Source organism: Aerococcus sp. Group 2, assembly GCF_905125285.1.
Classification (GTDB): domain Bacteria; phylum Bacillota; class Bacilli; order Lactobacillales; family Aerococcaceae; genus Aerococcus; species Aerococcus urinae_E.
In genome coordinates this window covers 328640-351324 of sequence record NZ_CAJHPA010000001.1, presented here as the reverse complement: position 1 = coordinate 351324, position 22685 = coordinate 328640, and the positions used below count along the sequence as shown (strand labels likewise).

18 protein-coding genes are annotated in these 22685 nt (G+C 39.6%); all 18 read left to right on the top strand.

The window, feature by feature from the left end; genetic code table 11:
- Positions 1 to 17: 17 nt before the first annotated feature.
- The 18 genes from JFU01_RS01520 to hrcA all read left to right on the top strand — a co-directional run bounded on the left by JFU01_RS01520 (position 18) and on the right by hrcA (position 22684).
- Positions 18 to 4331 (top strand): PolC-type DNA polymerase III, encoded by a 4314-nt coding sequence (locus JFU01_RS01520; protein WP_195855574.1) that lies wholly within the window; start codon positions 18 to 20, stop codon positions 4329 to 4331.
- A gap of 211 nt (positions 4332 to 4542) precedes the next feature.
- On the top strand, positions 4543 to 4854 hold the full coding sequence (locus tag JFU01_RS01515; protein WP_049776761.1) for a P-II family nitrogen regulator: 312 nt from the start codon (positions 4543 to 4545) through the stop codon (positions 4852 to 4854).
- 24 nt (positions 4855 to 4878) lie between these two features.
- Positions 4879 to 6339, top strand: a complete 1461-nt coding sequence (locus JFU01_RS01510) for a DUF1538 domain-containing protein (RefSeq protein ID WP_195855573.1) — start codon at positions 4879 to 4881, stop codon at positions 6337 to 6339.
- 32 nt (positions 6340 to 6371) lie between these two features.
- A complete protein-coding gene (locus JFU01_RS01505; protein WP_230081907.1) occupies positions 6372 to 7031 on the top strand; it encodes a P-II family nitrogen regulator in 660 nt (219 codons plus the stop codon).
- 106 nt (positions 7032 to 7137) lie between these two features.
- Positions 7138 to 7611, top strand: coding sequence for a ribosome maturation factor RimP (rimP, locus tag JFU01_RS01500; protein WP_013668712.1), 474 nt, complete (start codon positions 7138 to 7140; stop codon positions 7609 to 7611).
- Positions 7612 to 7623: 12 nt separating this feature from the next.
- The gene (gene nusA / locus JFU01_RS01495) at positions 7624 to 8991 is read left to right on the top strand and encodes a transcription termination factor NusA (protein WP_195855572.1); all 1368 of its coding nucleotides are present in this window, start codon (positions 7624 to 7626) and stop codon (positions 8989 to 8991) included.
- A gap of 11 nt (positions 8992 to 9002) precedes the next feature.
- On the top strand, positions 9003 to 9299 hold the full coding sequence (gene rnpM / locus JFU01_RS01490; protein ID WP_195855571.1) for an RNase P modulator RnpM: 297 nt from the start codon (positions 9003 to 9005) through the stop codon (positions 9297 to 9299).
- Entirely contained in the window at positions 9292 to 9573 is a 282-nt protein-coding gene (locus JFU01_RS01485) for a L7Ae/L30e/S12e/Gadd45 family ribosomal protein (RefSeq protein WP_195855570.1), read from the top strand. The genes rnpM and JFU01_RS01485 overlap by 8 nt, the downstream gene beginning before the upstream one ends.
- 71 nt (positions 9574 to 9644) lie before the next feature.
- Positions 9645 to 11909, top strand: a complete 2265-nt coding sequence (gene infB / locus JFU01_RS01480) for a translation initiation factor IF-2 (protein WP_195855569.1) — start codon at positions 9645 to 9647, stop codon at positions 11907 to 11909.
- A gap of 21 nt (positions 11910 to 11930) precedes the next feature.
- Entirely contained in the window at positions 11931 to 12284 is a 354-nt protein-coding gene (gene rbfA / locus JFU01_RS01475) for a 30S ribosome-binding factor RbfA (protein ID WP_013669767.1), read from the top strand.
- 790 nt (positions 12285 to 13074) lie between these two features.
- Positions 13075 to 14043, top strand: coding sequence for an ABC transporter substrate-binding protein (locus JFU01_RS01470; RefSeq protein WP_195855568.1), 969 nt, complete (start codon positions 13075 to 13077; stop codon positions 14041 to 14043).
- Positions 14044 to 14122: 79 nt separating this feature from the next.
- On the top strand, positions 14123 to 15007 hold the full coding sequence (locus JFU01_RS01465) for an ABC transporter permease (RefSeq protein ID WP_195855567.1): 885 nt from the start codon (positions 14123 to 14125) through the stop codon (positions 15005 to 15007).
- Between the two features lie 16 nt (positions 15008 to 15023).
- Positions 15024 to 15866: an ABC transporter ATP-binding protein gene (locus JFU01_RS01460; RefSeq protein ID WP_195855566.1), complete on the top strand. Its 843-nt coding sequence runs from the start codon at positions 15024 to 15026 to the stop codon at positions 15864 to 15866.
- Positions 15867 to 15918: 52 nt separating this feature from the next.
- Complete coding sequence (locus tag JFU01_RS01455) at positions 15919 to 17400, top strand: aldehyde dehydrogenase family protein (RefSeq protein WP_195855565.1); 1482 nt, start codon at positions 15919 to 15921, stop codon at positions 17398 to 17400.
- 204 nt (positions 17401 to 17604) lie between these two features.
- Positions 17605 to 19395, top strand: a complete 1791-nt coding sequence (gene recQ / locus JFU01_RS01450) for a DNA helicase RecQ (RefSeq protein WP_195855564.1) — start codon at positions 17605 to 17607, stop codon at positions 19393 to 19395.
- A gap of 14 nt (positions 19396 to 19409) precedes the next feature.
- Positions 19410 to 20321 carry a tRNA pseudouridine(55) synthase TruB gene (truB, locus tag JFU01_RS01445; protein WP_195855563.1) on the top strand — a complete coding sequence of 304 codons (912 nt, stop codon included), beginning with the start codon at positions 19410 to 19412 and terminating at the stop codon, positions 20319 to 20321.
- A gap of 27 nt (positions 20322 to 20348) precedes the next feature.
- Positions 20349 to 21305 (top strand): riboflavin biosynthesis protein RibF, encoded by a 957-nt coding sequence (gene ribF, locus JFU01_RS01440; RefSeq protein WP_195855562.1) that lies wholly within the window; start codon positions 20349 to 20351, stop codon positions 21303 to 21305.
- A 308-nt stretch (positions 21306 to 21613) separates the two neighbouring features.
- Positions 21614 to 22684: a heat-inducible transcriptional repressor HrcA gene (hrcA, locus tag JFU01_RS01435; protein WP_060778223.1), complete on the top strand. Its 1071-nt coding sequence runs from the start codon at positions 21614 to 21616 to the stop codon at positions 22682 to 22684.
- Position 22685 lies beyond the last annotated feature (1 nt).

Genomic DNA, 22685 nt, shown 5'->3' with positions numbered 1-22685 from the left:
TTTGAAGGGAGAATGAAATGCTTTCTAACGAAGAGATGTTTCAAACTTTACTTAGGCAAATGCATTGGCAGAGTGATGATGAAAATATTAAGCAGGGGTCTATTGAAGAGGTGATTGTTCACCAAGTCTCTCGCTGCTATCAATTCAATATTCGTTTCCCAGAACGCTTACCTTTTTCTGCTTATCAACTTTTTTATGCCCAGTTAACCAATACGTTTCAAGCCATAGCCAAAGTAAAATTGAAAGTTATTATCAGTCAAGTAAGTACAGCTAGTGACCAAGAAGTGAGTGCTTATTGGCCAGTGATTTTGGAATGCTTGAATTTGTCAGATGGCATGGCTCAACAAGTTTTATATGCTAATCCTCCTAAAATTAACCAGGGGAAGATGTTCCTTTATGTAGAAAATGACCCCATTCGAGATTATGTTGAAACTAACTACGTTCAGGCGATCCTGGATTGCTATCAGCGCCACGGCTTCGATAAGCTAAGTCTTAAGGTTATTGTTGATCAAGACAGGGCAAATGAGCGACAAGAGCAATACCAGTCTAGACGTCAAGCGCTAGAGAAGGAAGAACAAGAAAAAGCCAAGCTTGTCCAGGAGCGTAGTGAGCAAGCCCCTTCAAATGCTAAGCAAGTTAAATCTCCGGATCAAATTCGAATCGGGCGATCTATTCCTAGTGACCAAGTTCAGATGATGAAAAGCTATACTGAAGAGCAGCGTCGTGCTGTAATGGAGGGTGTCGTTTTTGATGTTGAGATACGGGAATTAAGAACCGGGCGCTGCATTCTTGTCTTAAAAATGTCAGATTATACCTCGGCCTTTATTGTACAAAAATTCTCTAATAGTGACGCTGATATTGCCATCTTCAATAGTATCAAGGAAGGTATGTGGTTACGTGTTCGAGGTGATATCCAAATGGATGACCGCTTTGCTAGAGACCTCGTTGTCAATGCACGTGACCTGGAAGCCATTGAAAAGGAACCACGTCAAGATACCATGCCGGAAGATCAAAAACGAGTAGAGCTTCACTTACACACGAATATGAGTGCCCTGGATGCTACAAATTCTGTGACTGATTTTGTCAAGCAGGCGGCCGCATGGGGGCACAAAGCTATCGCTGTTACTGACCATGGTAATGTCCAGGCTTTTCCTGAAGCTAGTCAAGCAGCTAAAGACACTGGGGTCAAGCTGATTTATGGTATGGAAGCCTATGTCGTTGATGATGGAGTCCCCATTGCCTATAATCCCGGCCACGTTGAATTAGAAAATGCGACTTATGTTATTTTTGACGTGGAGACAACCGGTTTATCGGCAGTTTATAACACGATTATTGAAATAGGTGCGGTAAAGATGCATAAAGGAAATGTGGTCGGAGAATTTTCAGAGTTCTTAAACCCAGGCCATCACTTATCCAGCTTTACCACCGAATTGACAGGCATTACCGACAGTATGGTAGCTAATGCCCGTCCTGAACCCGAAGTGATGCAGGATTTCTTGGACTTCTGTCAAGGAACGATTTTAGTCGCTCATAATGCTAGCTTTGATGTTGGCTTTATTGATGCTGCCTACCAAAGAAATGGCTTACCTACCATAGAAAATCCAGTGATTGATACCTTGGAATTAGCTCGCTACCTTTACCCACATTTGAAATCCTTCCGTTTAAACACCTTGTCCAAGCATTTTAACGTCTCTCTAGAACACCACCACCGGGCGATTTACGATGCGACTTCAACGGGTGCTTTGGCATGGATTTTTGTTAAGGAAGCCAAAGAATCTCATGATATGGTTTACCATGATCAGTTGAACCGTGATATAGGTCAAGGAGATGCCTATAAAAAAGGACGCCCCTTCCATGCGACCATCTTAGCCAAAAATCAAAAGGGGCTTAAGGACTTATTTAAATTAGTGAGTGCCTCTAATGTTGACTATTTTCACCGGGTTCCGCGTATTCCTCGCTCGCTTTTAAAGGAACACCGTGAGCATCTATTGGTTGGTTCCGCTTGTTCAGAAGGAGAAGTCTTTACTGCTGCCATGCAGAAAGGAAAGGAAACCGCTAAGAAATTTGCTGAGTTTTACGATTACCTTGAAATTCAACCCAAAGCATCTTATGAGCCTCTTTTACGTAATCAAGATATTATCAATAATGAGGCTTTAGAAAATATCATTAATGATTTAGTGGACATTGGAGATGAACTTGGTATTCCAGTGGTAGCCACAGGAGATGCGCATTATCTTAATCCCGAAGATAAAATTTACCGAGAAATCTTGATCAATTCGATAAAATCTAACCGCTCTAAATATTTTCCTAGAGCCCATTTCAGGACGACCAAAGAAATGCTCGATGATTTTGCCTTTTTGGGCGAAGAGAAAGCCTTTGAATTAGTCGTCACTAATTCTAATGCCATAGCTGATTCCATTGATTTTGTGGAACCTATTCACGATAAGTTGTATACACCCCATATCGATGGTGCTGAAGAGTCCATTCGTAATGATGCTTTTACTAAGGCTCATGAAATTTACGGGGAGAATTTACCTGAACTGATTGAAGAAAGATTAGAACGGGAATTGGACAGTATTATTGGTAACGGTTTTGCGGTGATCTATTACATTGCGCAAAAGTTAGTGTGGAAATCGAATGAGGATGGCTATATTGTTGGTTCTCGGGGTTCGGTGGGCTCTTCCTTTGCTGCCACCATGCTAGGTATCACTGAAGTTAATCCCCTTCCACCACACTATGTCTGTCTTAACTGCCATTACAGTCATTTCTATACCCATGGCGAAATTGGATCTGGTTTTGACTTAGAAGATAAGGATTGTCCCGAATGTGGTCAGCCATTGTCTAAGGATGGTCATGATATTCCTTTTGAAACCTTCTTAGGTTTTAATGGAGACAAGGTTCCTGATATCGACCTTAACTTCTCCGGAGAATATCAAGCTCAAGCCCACAACTATACTAAGGTCCTTTTTGGGGAGGACCACGTTTATAAAGCCGGAACCATCTCTACTGTTGCTGATAAGACCGCATTTGGCTATGTTTTAGGTTATGATCGAGATCATAATTTAAACTTAAGGCAAACCGAAAAAGATTTTCTCGCCAAGGGGGCTACCGGGGTAAAACGGACCACTGGACAACACCCGGGTGGGATTATTGTTATTCCAGAAAACATGGATGTTTATGATTTTACCCCGATCCAATACCCTGCCGATGAGCAAACTGCTGATTGGCGGACCACCCACTTTGATTTCCATTCCATTCATGACAATGTCTTGAAATTAGACTGCTTGGGTCACGATGATCCTACGGTTATTCGTAAATTACAGGATCTGTCGGGAATTGAGCCGACAGATATCCCAATGGACGATCCCGAAGTCTATAAACTATTTAATGGAACCGAATCCCTTGGGGTGTCTCCAGAGCAAATTTTTTCCAAAACCGGAACCCTGGGTATTCCTGAATTTGGTACGCCATTCGTTAGACAGATGCTAGAAGCGACTCACCCCAGCACTTTTGCCGAATTACTACAAATTTCCGGTCTATCTCATGGTACTGATGTTTGGCTGGGAAATGCGGAAACTTTGGTTAGCGAAAAGGGCATGGAATTAAAGGATGTTATTGGTTGTCGGGACGACATTATGATGGACTTGATTCATATGGGAGTTCCTAAGAGCGATTCCTTCCAAATTATGGAAAAGGTAAGAAAGGGGAAAGGGCTATCACCTGAACACCAAGCGATCATGAAAGATCATGAGGTACCAGAATGGTACATGGATTCCTGCCAAAAAATTAAGTATATGTTTCCTAAAGCCCATGCGGCTGCTTATGTGATTAATGCCTTGCGGGTAGCTTGGTTCAAAGTGCACCATCCGATTTGGTACTATTGTGCCTATCTCAGTGTCAGGGCTGAAGATTTTGATTTGAAAGCCATGGCAGGAGGTTTAGAATCGAACAAGGACCGTCTTAAAGAGATAAAGGCTAAGGGGAATGATGCCAGTGCCAAAGAAAAGGCCCTACAAATTGTTCTAGAATTAGTCAATGAAATGTGGGAGCGTGGTTTGAAATTTAAGATGGTTGATTTAGAAAAATCAGATGCCAAAGACTTTGTTATCGAAGGAGAGGATACCTTAATTGCTCCATTCCGTGCTGTTTCTGGATTAGGTGTCAGCGTGGCTCAACAAGTCGTTAAAGCTAGAGAAGAATCTCCTTTCTTATCAAAAGAAGATCTGAAGATTCGTGGTAAGGTCAGCCAATCAGTTATTGATCATTTAGATGAATGCAATGCACTGAATGGCTTACCGGAAGAAAATCAATTGTCCCTATTTGATTTTTAAAAGAGATAAGCAATTGAAAGGCGTAATACTTAACAAGGCTGTTATTTTCGACAGCCTTGTTTTATTATATTGTATCTTCTATCTTTTCTAGTAGGGAGCCTTTTACTAGCTAATCGCTAGAGTGCTATGTTACGATCAAAGTAAACTTATTTTTATTTGTTCATGTTCACTTCTAAAGTGACTGAATCTTTTGAAGAGAGGAGCTGTTATGATGCAAGAAATGATTATTACCATTGTTGACCATAAATATGGTCGCGATGTGATCAAAACTGCCCGGGAAGCTGGAGCTGTCGGAGCTACTGTCGTTAAGGGACGTGGAGCGGGTTATAAAGATTATGAAGCCGCTTTTGATGTCACCATTGAAGAAGAAAAAGATATTGTCTTAATGGTGGTAGATAGTGAAAAAGTAAGTGCCATTTCCCAGGCTATTGTTGAGAAAATGAACCTGAGATCACCAAATTCAGGAATTACCTTTTCCCTACCTGTCAATAATACGACTGGTTTATTGCGTGAAATTGAATAAATTCTGAAAGAAAGGAGAGCGTCTATGGATGTTTTAATTGATAGTTTTAAAGAAACAGCTTACTCGGTATTACCTGTGGTGGCTATTGTATTAGTGCTATCATTTTTTGTGGTAGATGTGCCAGCTAATATGTTGCTCGCTTTTATTATTGGGGCGATTTTACTCATGTTAGGGCTGACGATTTTTCTAACTGGTATTGATGTGGGGATGACCCCAATTGGGAACCACTTAGGGCACTATGTTGCCGGAAATAGTTCGGCTAAGGTCATTGCAGTGATCAGTTTTATAATTGGTTTTGCAGTGACTATCGCTGAGCCAGACTTATTGATACTGGGTCTGCAAATTCAAGAGGCGACCTCAGGTGCCTTGAGTCAGCAACTAGTCGTCTTATCAGTCTCTATTGGTGTGGGGATCATGATTGCTTTTGGAGTTTTTCGACTCTTGAAACGAATTGCTTTAAAGTATTTCTTTGCACTTGTTTACGGAATTATTTTAATACTGGCTATTTTTTCTGAAGACTCTAACATTGCTATGGGATTTGACGCTTCTGGTGCGACCACCGGAGCATTAACCACTCCCTTTATTTTAGCCTTGTCAGGTTCCCTTGCCCAAAGGATGGGGGGGAAAGATGCTGAAGACAACGCCTTTGGTCTTGTTGGCGCCATGAGTACTGGGCCAATCTTAGCGACCCTTTTACTGATTCTATTATCGCAAAGTAATATTCAACCGGCTGAATCGGTGGTTGAACCGACACAAAATGTGTTTTATGCGATTGTATCCAGTTTTCTGCCGACTCTAGTTGAATCGATCATTGCCCTTATCCCGATTGTTCTCTTGTTTATCTATATGAACTGGAGACATTTCCAACTTGATAAAGAAGAATTGATGGATATTTTTAAAGGAATTATTTATACGGTAATTGGTTTAACTATTTTCCTAGTTGGTGTCCATGAAGGTTTCATGGATATGGGAAAATTTCTTGGCCAGGCCATGGCTGAAAGAGGAAATCTATGGTTAATCATTACTGGATTTATTCTTGGCTTAGTTGTTGTTCTCGCTGAGCCTGCTGTACATGTCTTGGGAGACCAAGTTGAGGATGTTACAGGTGGATATATTCCTAATAAAATCCTTATGATTGCACTCTCTATAGGGGTGGCTCTAGCAGTCGGTTTATCCATGTTACGAATTTCCAGTGATCAGTTAATGGTCTGGCATTTCCTCTTACCTGGTTTTGCCTTGGCAATTCTCTTGTCTTACCAAGTCCCTAATCTATTTACTGGGATCGCCTTTGATGCTGGTGGTGTAGCCTCTGGTCCGATGACAGCTACTTTTATTTTAGCCTTTGCCCAAGGAGCAGCTGACTATCTCCCCAATGCAAATGCATTAGATGCCTTTGGTGTGATTGCTTTTGTTGCTATGATTCCAGTGATCATGGTAGAATTACTCGGATTAATATTTAAGATTCAAACAAAGACAAGTGATTAAGTATAAGCGCTAATGGAGAAAGGGGAATAAAAGTGAATAAAGAACCGGTTTTATTTTTAGCCATTGTTAAAGAAGGGATGGCTAGCCGTTTATTGAAGCGTGCCAAACAAGCTGGTGCATCAGGAGGAACGATTATTAGAGCCTATGGGACTGTTCAAAGCAACTTATTGCGGTCCTTGGGTTTACAAGGAACTGAACGTGAAATCTTTTTAACCATTGTTCCAAAAGAAAAAGAAGCGGATATTCATGCCCATTTAGAAGATGCCTTGAAATTAAAGAAAAAGGGGACAGGTGTCCTATTCTCTTTTGATGTGTCTTCTTATTTAGGAAATCAAAACCATAGCTATCTCTTTAATGAGGCAGACCAGGAAAACAAAGACCAGCTCCTGGTAACCATAGTACAAAGGGATTTAGCTGATCAAGTGGTTGATGCTGCCCGTGATGAAGGGGCTAAGGGAGCAACGATTTTACATGGACGCGGAAGTGGCGCCCATGAAAAATCCAGCATTTTTTCCATTCAAATTGAACCCGAAAAAGAAATTGTTTGGATGGTTCTTCCCGCTAATAAAATTAAACAAGTAACAGATAACATTTCAGAGACAATGAAAATTACGGAGCCAGGCCATGGTCTAATTTTTTCCTTGCCGATCTCAAGTGTCAGTGGCTTGATAGGTCAGGGCAAAAAAGCCTAGCTATTGCTAGTTAATGAAAAATATGTTAGGATAATAGTGTTGTTATAGGAAGGAAGGAGTGAGCGCTAGCGCTCACTCTTTTTCATGAGTAGAAAGTGAGGGAAGTATGGCTAAAGTTACTGACCAAGTGAAAGCATTAATTGAAGCTGATATTAATGAAATGGGATATCAATTATTTGATATCACTTTTTCCAAAGAGGGTAAGGATTGGTATTTACGCATCTACATAGATAATAATGACGGCATAACGATCGCTGATTGTGTAAAAGCAAGTGAAAAGATTTCTGAAATCTTAGACAATGTCGAAGACGACCCTATTCCCCAAGCTTACTACCTAGAAGTGTCTTCTCCTGGAGCGGAACGTCCTTTAAATAATGATAATGCCATCCAACAAGCAATTGGTAAATGGGTTCATTTAAATTTTTATCATGAAATTGATGGTAGCAAATTTGTTGAAGGACGCCTTTTAGAAGCTAGTGAACAATACTTTACTTTAGAAGTAAAAGATAAGACCCGACGTTTAGTTCAAGACTTTCCGCGTAAAAGCGTGTCTTTAATTCGTTTGGCAATAGAATTTTAAAGAGGGATAGAAATGAGCAAACAACTAATTCAAGCCTTTGAAATGTTAGAACAAGAAAAAGGTATATCAAAGGATACCATTATAGATGCTGTGCAATCAGCATTGGTCTTTGCTTACAAGCGAAATTTTGACCAGGCGCAAAATGTCGAAGTTGTTTTTGATGATAAAAAAGGGAGTTTCCACGTTTATTCTGTAAAAGAAGTGGTGGAAACCGTGATGGACTCTAATTTAGAAGTTTCTCTAGAGGATGCCTTGGAAATCAATCGGGGTTACGAAATTGGCGATAAAATTCGCTTTGAAGTCACACCAGAAGATTTTGGGCGTATCGCAGCACAAACAGCCAAACAGGTTATCACCCAACGTTTACGTGAAGCAGAACGTGAAATCATTTATGAAGAATTTATCGATTATGAAGATGATTTGTTAACGGGGACCGTGGAAAGACAAGACCGGCGTTATATCTATGTGAATTTAGGTAAAATTGAGGCAGTTTTAACCCCTGAGGGACAAATCCCTGGAGAGTATTTCCAACCCCATGACCGTATCCAAGTTTATGTGGAAAGGGTTGAAAATACCACAAAGGGACCTCAAATCTACGTGAGTCGTACTCATCCAAATATGCTAAAACGCTTATTTGAGCAAGAAGTTCCCGAAATTTACGATGGGACCGTTGAAATTCGCGCAATTGCTAGAGAAGCAGGCGATCGGTCTAAGCTAGCTGTTTATTCTAATGACCCTAATGTGGATCCGGTGGGGACCTGTGTGGGGCCTAGAGGTAGCCGAGTGCAAACAGTAGTTAATGAACTAAAGGGAGAAAATATGGATATTATCGAATGGGATGAGGATCCTGCGGTTCTCATTGCCAATGCTTTAAATCCTGCTGATGTTCTCGCTGTTCACTTTGTTCCTAATGAACAGGCATGTGTGGTCGTTGTTCCAGATAATCATTTGTCTTTAGCCATCGGTAAGCGAGGGCAAAACGCTCGTCTAGCAGCTAAGTTAACAGGTTATAAGATTGATATTAAGTCTGAAACTGAGTATGAAGACTATCAAGATTCTGAAGAATACCAAGAAAAATTTTTACAAGATCAAAATCTTGAAGCTGAGAGTGAAGAAGTCGAAAGCCTCTTAAACGATGTTAACGTAGAGGAAGAACTCATGAGTGATCCGGCTGCCTTAGCCTCTGATTCTCTTGTTAGTGAGGGAACTGATCCTTTATTATCAGAAGTCTCAGCAGATGACCAAGCTGGTTTCGAAAATTACGATGAAGAAAATATCCATCCTGATGATATGGAAGAAATTGTTTCAGATGTTGAAGAATCCGATGAAGTGACTTACGATGAATTGTTGGATGAAGGTCAAGATCTTGAAAAAGAATAGAGGGGATATTTATGAAAAAGCGCAAAATACCGATGCGTCGGTGTGTGGTGTCTAATGAGCAATTTCCAAAAAAAGAGTTAATTCGGGTTGTCCGTACACCAGAGGGTAAAGTTGCTATTGACCCGAGTGGGAAAATGAATGGACGAGGTGCCTATATAGCGACCGACCCTGACTTAGTTCAAAAGGCATGGGATAAGCACCTACTGGACAAGCACTTGGAAGTTAGCGTTGATGACGCTTTTTATAATGAATTAAAGGATTACGCTGATCATATGAAAGCTAGAAAAGAGCTATATGGCAATGAATAAGCGCTTAAATCTTTTAGGCCTTGCCCAGGTTGCCGGCGGTTTGATCAGTGGAGAAAGCAGTGTTATTGAAGCTGTTCAAAACGGTAAGGCACTTCACGTCATCGCAGCGATAGATATAAGTGAGCGTTCATTAAAAACCATTAAGAACAAATGTGATTTTTACCAAGTTCCCTTGAGTTTAGAATTTACCCAAGCAGAGATAAGCCAAGCCCTCGGTAAGAAGCGGTCAGTTTGCGCTTTTACTAACCAAGGCTTTGCTAAAAAATTTAATTGATTGTGTTTCAAGTGATATTTCTTATAGGAGAGAACAAATCATGAAGCGATAAGATTAAGGAAGGTGATGACATGTCAAAAAAACGTGTCTATGAATATGCAAAAGAAAAAAATATTTCTAGTAAGGAGTTATTAGCTAGTGCTAAAAAGGCTGGATTATCCTACACTAGCCATATGTCGTCGATGACTGATGAAGATATCCAAACCATGGAAAAGTATTTTGCAAAGGAAAAAAGTCAGCCTAAGCAAAAAGAGTCTAGCCAAGACAAACAAGGCAATAAGCAATCTCAGTCTGAAAAAGCTGGTAAAAAACAAGATAAGCATAATAATAACAAAGGCGAAAAAAAACCAGCGAATAAGCAAGAAGAAAAAGGCCAAGACCATAAAAAGAATGATGGTCAATCCGGCAAAAATAGCCAATCAAATACCAATAAAAAGGCCAATAAGAAGAACAATAAAAAGAATCGCCGTAAAAATAACAAGCAATCAAAATATGAGGACAAGCATTTAAAACATAATCAACGTAAAAAAGTCCAACATAATAATTCTTCGGCTCCTAGCCGCAAGAAAAAAGAAAGTCCAGAAAAAATTGAATTTACTGATGGCATGACCGTTGCTGAGTTAGCTAAAAAAATCAAACGGTCTCCAGCTGATATTATTAAGAGTTTGATGATGCTTGGTGTCATGGCCAACCAAAACCAAGCTTTAGATTCAGACACTATTCAATTAATTTTAGCTGAATATGGCATTGAAGCTGAAGAAAAGGTTATCATTGATCCTACTGACTTCGATCATTATTTTGAAGAGGCTAAAGAAGAAAAAGCGGATAATTTAGAAGAACGTCCAGCCGTTGTAACCATTATGGGTCACGTTGACCACGGGAAAACTACCTTACTAGATTACTTAAGACACGCTAACGTGGTTGAAGGGGAAGCTGGTGGCATTACCCAACATATTGGAGCCTACCAAGTCCATGCTAATGACAAAGAAATTACCTTCTTAGATACTCCGGGGCACGCGGCCTTCACTACCATGCGTTCACGTGGAGCTGACGTTACCGATATTGTCGTCATTGTTGTAGCCGCTGATGATGGCGTTATGCCACAAACTGTTGAAGCAATTAACCATGCTAAGGCCGCTGAAGTACCTATTATCGTAGCAGTTAATAAAATTGATAAACCACAGGCCAACCCTGACCGCGTTAAACAAGAATTAACCGAATATGAGTTGATTCCAGAAGAATGGGGTGGCGATACCATTTTTGTTAATATTTCAGCCAAGTTTGGTGAAAATATCGATGAATTACTTGAAATGATTCTCTTAGTGGCTGAAGTTGAAGAACTAAAAGCCAATCCTAATCGCAACGCCCTTGGTTCTGTGATTGAAGCGGAATTAGATGCCCATCGTGGTGCCGTAGCGACTATTTTGGTTCAAGAAGGGACTTTACACCAAGGAGACGCTATTGTTGTAGGAGACACTTATGGACGGGTTCGTACCATGACTAACGACCAAGGTCGTCGGATTAAGTCAGCAGGTCCTTCAACGCCTGTTGAAATTACCGGTCTCCAAGAAGCTCCTCAGGCAGGCGACCGTTTTGTGGTCTTTGATGATGAAAAGACTGCCAGAAATATTGGTGAACGTCGTGCCCAACAAGCTCAAGAATTACGCCGCCATCAAACCCATAAGGTAACCCTTGATAACCTGTTTGATACCATTAAAGAAGGCGAAATGAAGACCGTTAACATTATTATTAAGGCCGATGTCCAAGGTTCTGTTGAAGCGATTGCCTCCAGTATGAAGAAAATTGATGTTGAAGGCGTTAAAGTTGATATTATTCATGGTGCTGTCGGTGCCATTAACGAGAGTGATGTGTCCTTAGCGGCAGCTTCCAATGCAGTTATTATTGGTTTCAATGTCAGACCAACGCCAACAGCTAAAACCCAAGCCCAAGAAGAAGAAGTCGAAATTCGTCTTCATAACGTGATCTACAACGCGCTTCAAGAAGTTGAGGATGCAATGAAAGGTCAGTTAGATCCAGAATATAAAGAAGAAATTACGGGTTATGTAACGATTCGGGAAACCTACCATGTTTCTAAGTTAGGAACCATCGGTGGAGGTTATGTCACGGATGGATATATCGAAAGAAACAGTAAAATTCGCTTAATTCGCGATAATATTGTTATCTACGAAGGCCAATTATCTTCCCTACGCCGCTTCCAAGATGATGTTAAACAAGTTAATAAAGGCTATGAATGTGGGTTGATGATTGAAGACTATAATGATATTAAAGTGGACGATCAAATCGAAGCCTACCATATGGTAGAAGTGAAGCGTTAATATTTAACAAGGAGGGATTTTATGTCTACGAATCGACGTGTAGAGCGAGTTAGCCAAGAAATCTTACGTGAAGTTAACTCGATTCTACGCAAAGAAGTTAAAGATCCTCGTGTCAAAAATATTACTATTACTGATGTTGATTTAACTGGTGATTTACAAAACGCTACCATCTATTATTCCACCTTATCCGATTCACAAAGTGAACATGAAAAAGTGCAAAAGGGACTTGATAAGGTCAGTGGCTTAGTACGTTCGTTGTTAGGTCAACGCTTACGTATCTATAAGACACCAGAAGTTGTCTTTAAGCGGGATGAATCGATCGAATATGGTCAACGTATTGACCAGTTATTGGCTCAGTTAAATAAAGAAGATTAATATTTCAGAAGCGAGTGTGACAAGCGCGTCAAAGAGCAAGATCGCTGGAAGGAAAATGTGTCAAAATTTTACCACCATTTTCTGAAGTAGCCGCTTGTCCAGAGCTTGAAAAGCATTTTGAAAAGAGGCTGTGTATTTGTAGGCCTCTTTTTTCTTTTAACTGAAACTTAGAAATGAAATTTTAATAAAAGACTAGCCGAGTGGATTAAGAAATCAGAGCTTATTTTGAAATAATGATCAAGATCGATCAAAATAATAGATCGGTTTAAAAAAATACTCTCCAAGAATACCCTTATATAAGTCTTTTCCTTCTATTATTTATATAATCAAATTTTAAATTTAGAAATATAAACTTATGTTTTAAATTAAGAGTTGACTTTACCTTAAAAATTGTTTACTATTACTTCAACAGCTTAAGAAAGGAGCATGTGATTATGTTAGTTAAATACCTTATCAACCAGAGCGCATGCTCTACTTATCAAAATGTACGATTTTACTTTAGCTATTTTAGATAGCGTTTGTACTATGAAACATCATAGATACAAACGTCAAACTCAAGTTTGTATCTATGATGGCTAAGGATCTTAAGCGTGTCTAGCCCTCATAGAATGGATAAATTCTAAATGGGCTATACCACTATTAATATATGCTATTATTCAGCCCATTTAGTTTTTTCCAAACTAGGTGGGCTTTTTTTATACCTTTTAGGGGAGTGATAGTATGGAAGGCCCGTTTAACAGTCAAAAACAATAGAAAATCAACTGTGTTTATTTAGTGTTATGGAGGAAAAATGATGAAAAAATATTTACGTTACCTAGCAGCAGGTTTATTAACATGTACATTAGCAGCTTGTTCCAATCAAGGTAGTGAAAGCAGTACTGAAAAGGTCGATGTGGGGATCATTCAATACATGGAACATGATTCCTTACAAAGAGCTAAGGAAGGCTTCCAAGATAGCCTGAAAGAAGCTGGCTATGAAGAAGGGAAGAATTTAGCGATTGAATTCCATAACTCCCAAGGCGACCAATCCAACTTGCAAAGTATTACCCAACAATTAAAAGGGAAAAAGGACCTGATTTTAAGTATAGCTACTCCAGCTGCCCAAGCCATGCTGAACACTGACAAGGAGACTCCGCAATTATTTACGGCTGTTACTGATCCGGTCGGCGCTAAATTAGTCGAGAGTATGGAAAAACCTGGTAAAAATATGACCGGTACCAGTGATATGGCCCCGGTTGCTGATGTCGTTGATTTATTATTAAAGGCTGATCCATCCATTAAAACCATCGGGATTTTATATAATTCAAGTGAAGTAAACTCAGAAGTTCAATATGAACAAGCCAAGGAATATATCGAATCCAAGGGCTTAAAGGTCGAAAGTATGACAGTGACCTCAACTAATGATGTGCAACAAGCGACTAAAATTTTAGCAGAAAAAGTCGATGGCATCTATCTACCAACAGATAATACCATTGCTAACACCATTCAAACCATTGGTAAGGTCCTAATGGAGAACAAGACGCCATCAGTAGCCGCTTTCGATGCCGCTATCGAAGGTTCTCTATGTGCCTATGGGGTAGATTACTATAAATTAGGACAACAAACGGGGAACATGGCAGTAGATATTCTGAAGGAAAATAAAAAACTAGAAGACATTCCAGTAGAAAATTCTAAGGACCTAGTCGTTAAGGTGAATGATGAAATGGCTGCTGCTTTGGGAATAGATAGTGAAGAATTAAAGGCGCGTTTAAAAGAATAATTTAAATGTTATTCATTAAGTTAATTAAAAATAAAAGATAAATAGCCATACCAGGCGTATTAGAAGAGGTGCAAGAAGAATGGATTTATTGATATCTAGTGTTTCGCAAGGAATGATGTGGTCTATCCTGGCCATAGGGGTATATATTACTTTTAGAATCTTAGGCTTAGCCGACTTATCAGCTGAGGGGAGTTTCCCCTTAGGCGCGGCTGTCTGTGCTAAATTATTAGTCAATCAGGTACCCCCTTTATTAGCGGTTCTAGCAGCACTTCTAGCAGGCGCTTTGGCTGGCTTTCTAACCGGTTTCATGACCACAAGGATGAAAATACCGGCCCTCTTGTCAGGGATCTTAACTATGACCGGACTTTACTCCATTAACTTAAGAGTCATGGGGCAAGCCAATACCCCCTTACTAGGAGAAAAAACCTTGTTAACTTCAATAGAGAACTTAGGCATATCGACAACATGGTCACCATTTTTACTAGGCTTATTAACCGTCATGGTTATCATTTTAGGACTTGTGATTTTTATGGGAACTGAGTACGGATTGGCTTTAATTGCAACTGGTGATAATGCCCTAATGGCAGAAGCTAACGGGATTCGGACGGACCACGTGCAATTAGTGGGCTACATGATTTCTAATGCCTTGATTGCTCTATCAGGGGCTTTAATCGCTCAGTATAACGGCTATGCTGACTTATCAATGGGAACCGGAACCATCGTCATTGGTCTAGCTGCCATTGTGATTGGCGAAGTCTTATTAAGCCAAGTAAAATTACCAAGTCGTTTATTTTCAATTATATTGGGTGCGATTATCTACCGAGTAATTATTGACTTAATCATGAAATATATTCCGATTTTACCAAGTGATATCAAGATACTATCCGCCATAGTATTGGCAATTATCCTATGGGGCCCACAAATAGAATGGAAGACTAAGAAAAGCGCTCGCTTAAATGATTAAAGAAAGGAAAATTATCATGAATGAATTAGTTCAATTAAAGAATTTAAATAAGGTATTTCAAACGCAATCGAGTAAACCCCATCAAGTCATTAAAAATTTAAATCTCTCCATTAAGGATAACGATTTTATCAGTGTCATTGGCAGTAACGGCGCCGGAAAGTCAACCATGATGAATCTTATTGCCGGAACGATTCCCTTAAGCTCGGGGCAGATTTATTTAGAAGACCGTGAAATTTCTGCTTTACCAGCTTATAAACGTGCAAAAATGATTAGTCGGGTCTTCCAAGACCCACAAATGGGTACAGCCAAATCTTTAAGCGTGGAAGAAAACTTAGCCATTGCTTATAAGCGAGGACACAAACGCAGCTTCCAAACATCTATTACAAAAGATATGCGTGAAGAATTCCGTTCTCGTTTAAGCACCTTAGCTATGGGCTTAGAAAACCGCATGCAAGAACGGGTAAGCTCCTTATCCGGGGGACAGCGCCAAGTGTTAACCTTACTGATGGCTGTCTTACAAACGCCAAAACTATTACTTCTTGACGAGCATACGGCTGCTTTAGATCCGCGCACAAGTGCAATGGTAATGTCTTTAACCCAAGACTTGGTCAGCGAATATCAATTGACAACCTTAATGATAACCCATGATATGAATGATGCGCTAGCTTATGGCAATCGTTTAATCATGCTTCATGACGGTCAGGTAGTCGTTGATATCTCTGGAGAAGAGAAAGAAAATTGTAGCATTGACGACTTACTACAACTCTTCCATCATAATGTAGGTGAAAGCCTTAATAATGATGAGTTATTATTAGCTAACTATGCAAAGCCAAATTCTTTTAATGAAAGCGCTTTTTAGGTATACTGAGATTACATTTTTAACTGTATTTTGAGATGAAAGGGAGATAACAATGGATATTAAGGACCTTAAACTTGAAAAGCGTTATCAATTGTTAATCAATGGTGAATGGACTAATGGCAGCGGTCAAGAGACGATTGAAGATTATAGCCCGGCAGATGGCGAAAAATTAGCTGAAATTACCGATGCCACTGAGGAAGATGTCAATCAAGCTGTTGCAGCTGCCCGCCAAGCCTTTCCTAATTGGGGAAGAACGGATGTCAAAGAAAGAGCTAAAATTCTCAATCAAATTGCTGATGTTATCGAAGATAACCAAGAGCGTTTGGCTTTGGTTGAAACGATGGATAATGGTAAGCCGATTCGAGAAACCCAAGGAGCTGATATTCCTTTAGCAGCTGACCATTTTCGTTACTTTGCTAGTGTTATCCGTAGCGAAGAAGATCACTTTAAAATGCTTGACGACAATACCTTATCCATGGTTCTTCGGGAACCAATTGGCGTTGTCGGCCAGATTATTCCTTGGAACTTTCCCTTTTTAATGGCGGCCTGGAAAATAGCGCCAGCCTTAGCAGCAGGGGATACTATTGTATTAAAACCCTCCTCTTCCACTTCGCTAAGCGTTTTAGAGTTAGCTAAATTAATTAATGATCTCTTACCCAAGGGCGTATTAAATATTATTACTGGAAGTGGTTCAAAGAGTGGAGAATACCTCCAACACCATCCAGATATTGATAAAATTGCCTTTACTGGATCAACTTCGGTTGGCCGCCAAGTAGGAATTTCAGCTGCTGAAAACCTCATCCCAGCAACCTTGGAATTAGGTGGAAAATCGGCCAATATTTTCTTTGAAGATATGGATATGGAACAAGCCTTAGAGGGAGCTCAATTGGGTATCTTATTCAATCAAGGGGAAGTATGCTCAGCAGGTTCACGAATTTTAGTGCAAGAATCGATCTATGATGAATTTATCGGTCGCTTAAAAGAAGAATTTAAAAAGGTAAAAGTTGGTTTGCCTTGGGAAAAAGACACTCAACTTGGTGCCCAAGCTAGTCATGCTCAACATCAAAAGGTGAGCGAATATATCCAAGTGGCTTTAGATGAAGGAGCTGAAATTATAACCGGTGGCCATTCAGCTTCAGAAGGAGATCTTGAAAAGGGCTATTATTTTGAACCTACTTTATTATTAGCAGACAATAGTATGCGGGTGGCTCAAGAAGAAATTTTTGGTCCCGTTGCTACTGTGATTAAATTCAAAGATGTTGAAGATGCCATCCGTATTGCTAATGATAGTGATTATGGTTTAGCAGGCGGTGTTTTCACTAAAAACTTAGACACGGCCTTTAAGGTAGCTCGTGGAGTAAGAACAGGACGAATTTGGATTAATACCTATAATAGCTTTGAAGCTGGGGCACCATTTGGAGGCTACAAAGATTCAGGGATTGGTCGAGAAACCCACAAAATGATTCTTAATGCCTATACCCAAGCGAAAAATATCTATATTAATTTAGCTGATGGCAGATCAGGAATGTATTAATCATTGGCTAAGTTGATCTATGAAGAGCTAGAAAAGCTAATTAAATAGTAAAACATCAAGGACTAGAAAATGCTACTTCACTTTGTTAAAGAGACAAGTTGGAGCATTTCTAGTCTTTTTTTCTTTGCATCTTAAAGGTGAAATATCCCTAAGCCTCTAGAAAATTTGTTATAATAAAAAGACGTGATGGAGAGGGAGGTTTCTATGCTAATTGAGCATGCTTTGGAAAAATATTTTGGCTATAAAACGTTTCGCCCCGGACAAAAGGAACTCATTGAGAGTATTCTAGCTGGTCGCGATAGTTTGGGGATTCTCCCCACTGGCGGAGGCAAATCAATTTGCTATCAATTACCTGCTTTAACCTTACCTGGTATTACTTTAGTAATCTCTCCTTTAATCTCATTAATGAAGGACCAAGTAGATAGTCTTAATGAACATGGAATTCATAGTGTCTACCTCAACTCCAGTCTATCCAGTGAGGATTATTTTGCTGTCCTGGATAGGATTAATTCTGGACAAGTCAAGCTGATTTATGTATCACCAGAAAGGCTAAAGAGCGAGTCTTTTCTACAATTAGCTAATGACTTACCCTTAGCTCAAATAGCTATTGATGAAGCCCACTGTGTTTCTCAATGGGGACACGACTTTAGAGCCTCTTACCGAGAGATTGCTAACTTTATTGGTCAGTTAAGTCACCGACCGGTTGTGAGTGCCTTTACAGCCACAGCTACCAATCGGGTTCAACAGGATATTATTCATCAATTGGCTCTTGAGAATCCCTATGTCCTCATTAATTCCTTTGATCGTCCCAATCTGACTTTTGAGGTTATGGAACCAGAATCAAAGAAGAAGACTGTAATTGATTTAATAGATAAAGAAGAAGCAGCTATCATTTATGCTTCTTCTCGAAAAACTGTTGACCGTTTGAGTGAATGGTTAAGAGACCAAGGACTTCCGGTGAGCGCTTATCATGCGGGAATGAGCCCAGCGGATCGGATGGCTTCGCAAAATGACTTCATCTATGAGCGTACTAATATTATTGTGGCAACCAATGCCTTTGGGATGGGAATTGATAAACCTGATGTTCGGCAGGTGATCCATTACAACTTGCCCACTAATTTAGAGAGTTACTACCAAGAAGCAGGCCGGGCAGGCAGAGATGGCTTGCCGGCTAGAGCCATTCTTCTCTACAGCCCCAAGGATATCTTGACCGCAAAATTTTTGATTAGTCAAAGCAATGATCCCACTAGTGAAGGTCGCTTAAATGATATGATTAATTATGCAACGACCTCTTCTTGCTTGAGACAACACATTTTAGCCTACTTCGGTCAGGAAGCTCCTGACCATTGCCAAAATTGCTCCAATTGTTTGCAGCAAGTCAAAAAGGTTGATGTCAGTCGAGAAGGACAAATGATCCTCTCTTGTATTGTTAGAATGGCTTATCCTTATGGCATGACCCTAGTCACAGATGTCTTAAAAGGAAAAAAACATCAAAAAATTAAAGACAAACATTTTGACCAATTATCAACCTACGCTTTATTAAAAGATATGAATGAGCAAACCATTAAGAATATTATTTCTCAATTAATTTCTGAAGGGGCCTTGGCGGTTAATGAATATAAGGGACTTAGCCTTACGGAAAAGGCGCTCCCAATTCTAAAAGGAATTAAGTGCCTTTATATTAAAGAATCTGCCTATATTCGATCAGAAAATAAAACGAAGACTAGTCAGAAAGCTCAATCACTGACTGATCATTTATCGCCAGAAGATGAAGAATTATTTGAAGCACTTCGTGAATTACGCTATAGTTTAGCTAGTGAAGAAAATGTTCCTGCCTATATTATCTTTAATAACCAGAGTCTCCTTGATATGGTGGAAATAAAGCCTAAGAACTATCAGGAATTTCTTGATATTAGCGGAGTAGGTCCAGTAAAGGCAGATAAATATGCAGATGACTTCTGTCAGTTAATCGAAGATTTTGTAAGTATTAAATAATAGGAGGTGAAGCCATGGATGGCATAATTCCTTTATGGAAGGAAAGAGGGATGACTAGTCACGATTGTGTCAATGCCTTGCGTAAATTGTTAAAGACCAGACGGGTGGGCCATACCGGTACCTTGGATCCCAATGTGAGCGGTGTATTGCCAATTTGTGTGAATAAGGCGACAAAAATGGCTAATTGGATCACTGATAAGGAAAAGGTCTATCAAGGAGAAATTACCTTAGGCTTTCAAACAGAAACAGAAGATTTAGACGGGGAAATTGTTCGTCAAACACCTGTCAAAGAAGCTGTCGATGGACAGCTTATTCAACAAGCGATGGATAGCATGTTAGGTACAATTACTCAAATCCCTCCCATGTATTCGGCTGTTAAAGTTAACGGCCGAAAGTTATATGACTATGCCCGTCATGGAGAAAAGGTTGACCGCCCGAAAAGACTGGTTAATGTCTTTGAATTTGACCTTCTAAAGCCCTGTCGATACGACCAAGACCAGCAAGTGCAAAGTTTTAATTTCCGCGTCCGTTGTGGCAAGGGGACCTATGTGAGGACCCTTGCTTCAGACCTAGGAGAGTCACTAGGCTATGCTGCGACCATGACTGACCTGAGTCGGATAGCTTCAAGCCCCTTTACCCAATCACAATGCTTTACTTTATCTGAAATTGAAGATCAAATTAGTCAAGAAAAAAATGATTTTATTTTTCCCATTGATTTTTTGATCCAAGACTTAGCTCATATTGAGATTAGTGGCAAATTAGAAAAACTCGTCAGCAATGGAGCGGTTCTAAACAAAAATAATTTGGCCGAAGAATATCGAGACCAATTGCCGGTGGCTTTTTATGGCCATCAAGGTCTCATGGCTATTTATGGACAACATCCTAGTGATGAAGAACAAATGAAACCGTTAAAAATGCTGATATAACTGATGACTTTAACAATGAGGTGTCTTATGCAAGTAATAACCATTCATCATCCCATAGACCAGAATCTTAAAAATAATGAGGGCATCGTTTTAGCTTTGGGTTTTTTTGATGGCGTCCATCGTGGCCATCAAGCAGTGATTAAAGCTGCAAGGAAGGAAGCCTTCAAACGCAAGCTTCCATTAGCAGTGATGACATTTAATATTTCACCTTTAATTGTTAATCAAGACCTTCACCCTAATCAAATGAAATACCTGACGCAAAATCAAGAAAAGATGCATTTACTTGAGACTTTTGGGGTAGACCGGGTTTACTTAGTTGATTATACCAGTGCCTTTTCTAATCAAAGTCCCAAAGCTTTCGTTGATAATTATCTGGTTGGCTTAAATGCTAAGGTAGTTGTTGCGGGCTTTGATTATACCTATGGTGCTAAAGCCATAGCCAATATGAAAAACTTGCCAGACTATGCTGAAGATCGCTTTAAAATTATTGAGGTCCCCGTATTGAATGAAAATAATAATAAAATTGCTTCCAAACAGATTCGCAAGGAGCTGACTGAGGGATCACTGGAAGAAGCGAACCAGGCTCTGGGCTATCCTTATTTCTTCCGTGGTTTAGTCATAAACGGCTTTAAACGAGGCCGTACTCTAGGCTTTCCAACGGCTAATATCTATACCCAGGCCAGTACTTTAATTCCCAAAGTGGGTGTTTATTTGGTTCAATGTCAAATCAACCATCAGCTATTCTGGGGGATGGCTTCCATTGGATATAATGTCACTTTTGGTGATGATAATGACAAGACCATTGAAATTAACTTGTTTGATTTTGAGTCAGAAATTTATGGAGAAGAAATGCTGGTATTTTGGTACGAATATTTACGGGGTGAAAAGAAATTCTCTAGTGTAGAGGCTATGGTGGAACAGTTGAATCAAGATAAAAGTGACTGTCTGAGTCGTCTACAAAAATATGAAAATTATCAAAATTAAATTCTCTAAAAGTTGGTGTCAATTTTGCCAACTTTTTTTATTTTGTCATTTTTTGTATGAGGCTAGAGACCGATCCAAGGTAAAGGTTGAGTCGCTAGTAAGTCATCACTGCCAGCTGTTATTACTGAGTAAGGGCTATCTTTTAACTTTATCTATAAAATCGTTTTGCTAAAGGTCAAAATAGGAATCGGAATGACTAGGAAATTCTTTGAAAAACAGTTTGACTTTTATTGACATATGCACTTAACCATGTTAGTATATAGATATGTTAGCAGAAGGAGCTGTCAAGTGCTAAAAGAGGTGATAAGATGTTAAGTAAAAGACAAATTATTGTTTTAAAAGCGATTATTGACGCCTATAGTCAAAGTGAAGAACCGATTGGCTCTAAATCGATTCTAAAACTGACTGGCCTTGAGGCAAGTTCTGCAACTATTAGAAATGATATGGCAAAACTTGAAAAACTTGATTTGATTAAAAAGATGCACTCGTCTTCCGGAAGAGTGCCCACTGAAGCCGGCTATCGTTTCTACATTAATTATATTCTTCCCAAGAACGGTGGAATTATCGATAGTGGATTAAGTGAAGCGGAAAATGAAAAGGTGAGTGAAATATTTCAATCACCTTACTTGGCTTTAGATGAAATTGTCAATCGCTCAACTGAACTTTTAGCTGAGCTAACTAACTATGTAGCGATTTCATTAGGACCTGACGCTTACCATTACCACTTAGCTGGCTTTCGCTTTGTACCGGTAACTAGCCGGCAAGTGATGCTTGTCTTAGTGACAGAAGAAGGGACAGTGGAAACGCAAATCTATCGTTTGCCAGACAGTGTATCTATGGAAGCTTTAGAGGATATGGCAAATATTATTAACCGTGATTTAATTGGTTTAAGTCTTCCTAGCGTTCTTGTACGCCTTAAAAGTAACTATATGTCCTATTTTGATGAATCAATTCGACGTTTACTTTATGAAGGAAGTATAATCGAAGATTTACTTAAAAAAATGGATGCCTCACGCGTCTTTGTTAAAGGTAAGGCAAATCTTTATAACCATCTCTATCAAAGTGATGCTTATCAACAGGTAGAGAATTTAAATCGTCTATTTGCTAATCCTAACTTATTAGATACACTCATTGATCCGGGTGATCAAGGGATTCAAGTGAAGGTAGGTAAGGACATGCAGGCTGATGGCCTCAATCATTTATCTATTATGGCTACCAATTTTGTTGGTGGTAATAATGATCAACAAACGATTTCTGTGGCTATTCTCGGCCCAGAAAATATGTCTTACCTGCGTATGGCTCAACTATTTCAAGGTGTGAGACTACAGCTCAATCACTATATCGATTCATATTATAAAAATGATAAAGAGGAGGGGTAAA